Source organism: Desulfofundulus sp., from assembly GCF_049701015.1.
Lineage (GTDB): Bacteria > Bacillota > Desulfotomaculia > Desulfotomaculales > Desulfovirgulaceae > Desulfofundulus.
On record NZ_JBNATZ010000273.1, the window covers coordinates 1 to 3,215 of the forward strand.

The 3,215-nt window shown below is 59.2% G+C and carries 6 protein-coding genes; all 6 read right to left on the reverse strand.

Going from position 1 to position 3,215, the window contains the following annotated elements; all coding sequences use genetic code 11:
* Nucleotides 1-17: 17 nt before the first annotated feature.
* Nucleotides 18-902, reverse strand: coding sequence for an anti-sigma factor family protein (locus tag ACPLUI_RS13030; RefSeq protein WP_424660684.1), 885 nt, complete (start codon nucleotides 900-902; stop codon nucleotides 18-20).
* Nucleotides 903-924: 22 nt separating this feature from the next.
* Nucleotides 925-1,581: a sigma-70 family RNA polymerase sigma factor gene (locus ACPLUI_RS13035; protein ID WP_424660685.1), complete on the reverse strand. Its 657-nt coding sequence runs from the start codon at nucleotides 1,579-1,581 to the stop codon at nucleotides 925-927.
* Between the two features lie 407 nt (nucleotides 1,582-1,988).
* The gene (locus ACPLUI_RS13040) at nucleotides 1,989-2,111 is read right to left on the reverse strand and encodes a hypothetical protein (protein WP_424660686.1); all 123 of its coding nucleotides are present in this window, start codon (nucleotides 2,109-2,111) and stop codon (nucleotides 1,989-1,991) included.
* A gap of 28 nt (nucleotides 2,112-2,139) precedes the next feature.
* Nucleotides 2,140-2,727 carry a Uma2 family endonuclease gene (locus ACPLUI_RS13045; protein ID WP_424660687.1) on the reverse strand — a complete coding sequence of 196 codons (588 nt, stop codon included), beginning with the start codon at nucleotides 2,725-2,727 and terminating at the stop codon, nucleotides 2,140-2,142.
* A 20-nt stretch (nucleotides 2,728-2,747) separates the two neighbouring features.
* Nucleotides 2,748-2,888, reverse strand: coding sequence for a hypothetical protein (locus ACPLUI_RS13050; RefSeq protein WP_424660688.1), 141 nt, complete (start codon nucleotides 2,886-2,888; stop codon nucleotides 2,748-2,750).
* Between the two features lie 51 nt (nucleotides 2,889-2,939).
* Nucleotides 2,940-3,215 (reverse strand): hypothetical protein (locus ACPLUI_RS13055; RefSeq protein ID WP_424660689.1); only part of this gene is annotated, 276 nt, incomplete at its 5' end.

A 3,215-nucleotide genomic window follows, 5' to 3' on the forward strand; every position in this document is an offset into this window, starting at 1 on the left:
TTCGCGGGTGGAGGCCTTCAACCTAATCTCCCGTGCCGGACGGCGGAGGTTGAAATGCGGGTCTGGTTCAGGAACACCCGGGGCTCAGTTGCCCCCCCGCTGGTGTTGGTAGCGATGGCGACGCCCTGCCTGCTGCTCTGCCTGGCCTGGCCGACTCCGCTTTTTTGTATCCCGTGCGCGGCTGACCCGCTGGGAGGAGCTATTTTCTTACCTGCACGATCAGACCTATCCGCGACCTTGCCGGGCAGGTTTTCCTGTCCCCCGGGAGGCTGTACATCCCGGGACCCGTTGCTGGCATCTGCCGGACCACCAGCACGCGGTTCTATCGCGTTGGCGGCAATTTCATCCTTTGGCCGGTCCTGCCCGTTCTGCCCGCTGTTATCTACGATGGCGGTCGAACCCTTCCCCACTGTCACCGGCCACCAGTAGCGGGCCGCGAAGCCTGCCGAGCCGGCCAGCAGCATCACCACCGCGGCCGCTGCGGCCACGCCCCTGCGCCAGGTGCCGGATAACCTCCGCCACCAGCTAAAAGGTGCGCGTGCACCCGCGGTGGCACCTCTTGGCCACGCGCCCTCCCGGTCCCCGGCGGCGTCCGGGGAGACCGCCACTGCCGCTCCGGCTGCTTCGCTCAAGCTATGAAGCTCCCGGGCGGACAGGGAATCCTTAAGCCGGGACATCACCATTGCGCTGAACCCTTCCGGCGGTGCCACCTGCCCGGATACACCCTTCAACGCCAGGGTTATGGCCTGCCATTCGGCCAGTCCGCCGGTACAGGCGGTACACTCCCGCAGGTGTTCCTGGAGCCGGCGGACTTCTTCATTTTCCAGTTCCCCGTCCAGCCAGGGGTAAAAAAGCTTTCTCGCTTCCCGGCATTTCACGGCGTTCACCTTCTTGTCGCGCACCCACATGCTCCGGAAAGGCTTCTCACCTTACCCGGCCCGCGCCGGTGCTCTCCTTTAAGACTGCTGCCGGCCCGCGCTTGTTTTCCGCACCCGGCAGAGGTATGCCCGCTTCGCCGGCCAGGGCGGACACTTTTCTCTTCAAGGCGTCGCGCGCCCGGTTCAGCCGCGACTTCACAGTACCCAGGGAGACGTCGAGCATCCGGGCAATCTCATCGTAGCTGTAACCTTCTACTTCGCGCAGGATGAGCACGGCACGCTGCTCGGCGGACAGCTCCTTCAGGGCCCTGCCCACCAGGCCCCGGAATTCCTTCTCCTCCAGTTCCTCTTCCGGGTCACCGGCAGTGGCCGCCACTTCCCGGGTAATTTCCCCGTCACCGGTGTGGACCGGTTCGTCCAGTGAAACGAGGGTCACATTACCGCGCCTTCGCTTCATGTTCAGCCAGAGGTTGACGGTAATGCGGTGCAGCCAGGTGCCGAAATCCGCTTCAAAACGGAAACCGTCCAGCGAGCGGAACGCCCTTATGAAGACCTCCTGTGCCAGGTCCTGGGCGTCGGCATGGTTGCCTGTCAGCTGGTAGCTAAGGCTGTACACTTTCTGCTGGTACATCTGCACCAGCTGCTCAAAAGCCACCAGGTCGCGTTCCAGGGAGCGCTGTATGAGTCGTTTGACGGCATCCAACGGGAAGCCACTCCTAGATGCCCCAAACCTCTTCTAACTGTTTAGACACTTTTTGAAGGCCGAAAGTTCCTCCCTCTAGAGGGTCGGGGCCAAAAATTCTCCTGTTTTTATGTACGCGGTAGGGCGCCACAAATTAGAGGTAACTTCCACCAGTGAAGATCTGCCCGCCGCGCGTACCAAAACAGGAGACGGGTGTTTTTCTTCAGGATACCATATTTCTCCTTGGCAGACAATTGGTTTAATATATAAATAATGAATTTGGTTAACTATGAGAAATTGTGGCAGAAAAATAGTGAACTCCGGCGCGCTGGGGCCGGTGCAGTAAGAAGGGCCGCCCGGGAACGGGCGGCCTGCCATTTATTTTTCGGGTGCGGGCCCTTCCTTGTTGTTATCTCTTTTATTAGCGTTTATCTACAACTCGATTCCGTACCGGCGTATTTCCTCCCGCAGTTCCGGCCGGGCCGGTTCAGCTCTCTGGCCATCTGCCGGCTGATTACCGGAGGGCGGACGTTCTTTAAAGACAGGGTCATCTGCTCCAGTAACAGCCGGTGCCTGGGATTAAAGCACCAGTCCTTCCGGCAGGCGGAAGATATCTTCCCCGTGGGCGGCAAAACCGGGGAGGAGGGGAGAGTTCAGGGTATCTTCCGGCCCGTACGCACCGGCCAGGAGCCAGCACTTTCCCTCCGCACTGAATATTTCCACGGTCTGGGCGGAAGGGTCCACCACCCAGTACTCCTTCACCCCGTGTTTCAGGTAGAGCCTGCTTTTCACCAGCCGGTCGCGGCGCCCCGAGGCCGGCGAGAGAACTTCCACCACCAGGTCCGGCGCGCCTTTCAAGCAATTTTCGGTGAGCAGGTTGAAGCGTTCCCGGGAAAGGTAGAGCACGTCCGGCTGCAGAACCAGGTTGTCGGCCAGCACCACATCGAAAGGCGCATATAAAACCAGGCCCATGTTGTGCTTATCCACGTAGGCCCGCAAAAGGCCGCCGATGCTGGCCGCTGTGTGCTGGTGCAGAAAACCGGGTGAAGGTGTTAAAACCAGTTCCCCCTCGATCAGTTCATATTGACGCCCGTCGTCGATTTGCAGGTAATCGGCGTAAGTCAGTGTCCCCCCAACGGAAGAATCCCGTGGTGCCGCCCCGCTCATGTAAAAATCACCCCTCGCCTCTATACTCCAGCCATATCAAATTGGCCGGTCATGGTAAAGCCGTTCCCAGTAATCAGTATTTCGTTTTCCCGTTCTTCATAGACGACCCTTAAAACATGGCCTTCGTCGTAGCTCACCTTCATTATAACATCTGCCGGCAACCCCCGAAAAATTTTTTCCTCCGGGTGGAACTTTTTCGCCCTCCCAGTTGTCTAACTAACCAGGTAGCCATGGAAAGCCCGTCCAAACCAGGATGGTAACTGGCGGGCCAGGCAGGTTGTTCCTGCCACGGCATCTGGCTGGATAATCAGGGTGCCTGCTGCACCCGGAGGACCGAATTGGTGGCACGCGACGCAGCCCATACGCACCAAGAGACGTGAAATGGGAAAAGGGAGGTGATGGGGCGGCAGAGAGGACCCTTGCCAGGTAAGACGGGAAAAAGAAAATCCAACAAGAAACACATCTAAAAGGAGGTCAAAACTGGATGC

Excerpts from the sequence above, each read along its gene's own strand:
- ACPLUI_RS13040 (WP_424660686.1), bottom strand. The coding sequence starts at position 2,111 with ATGACCCTGTCTTTAAAGAACGTCCGCCCTCCGGTAATCAGCCGGCAG.
- ACPLUI_RS13045 (WP_424660687.1), bottom strand. The coding sequence starts at position 2,727 with ATGAGCGGGGCGGCACCACGGGATTCTTCCGTTGGGGGGACACTGACT.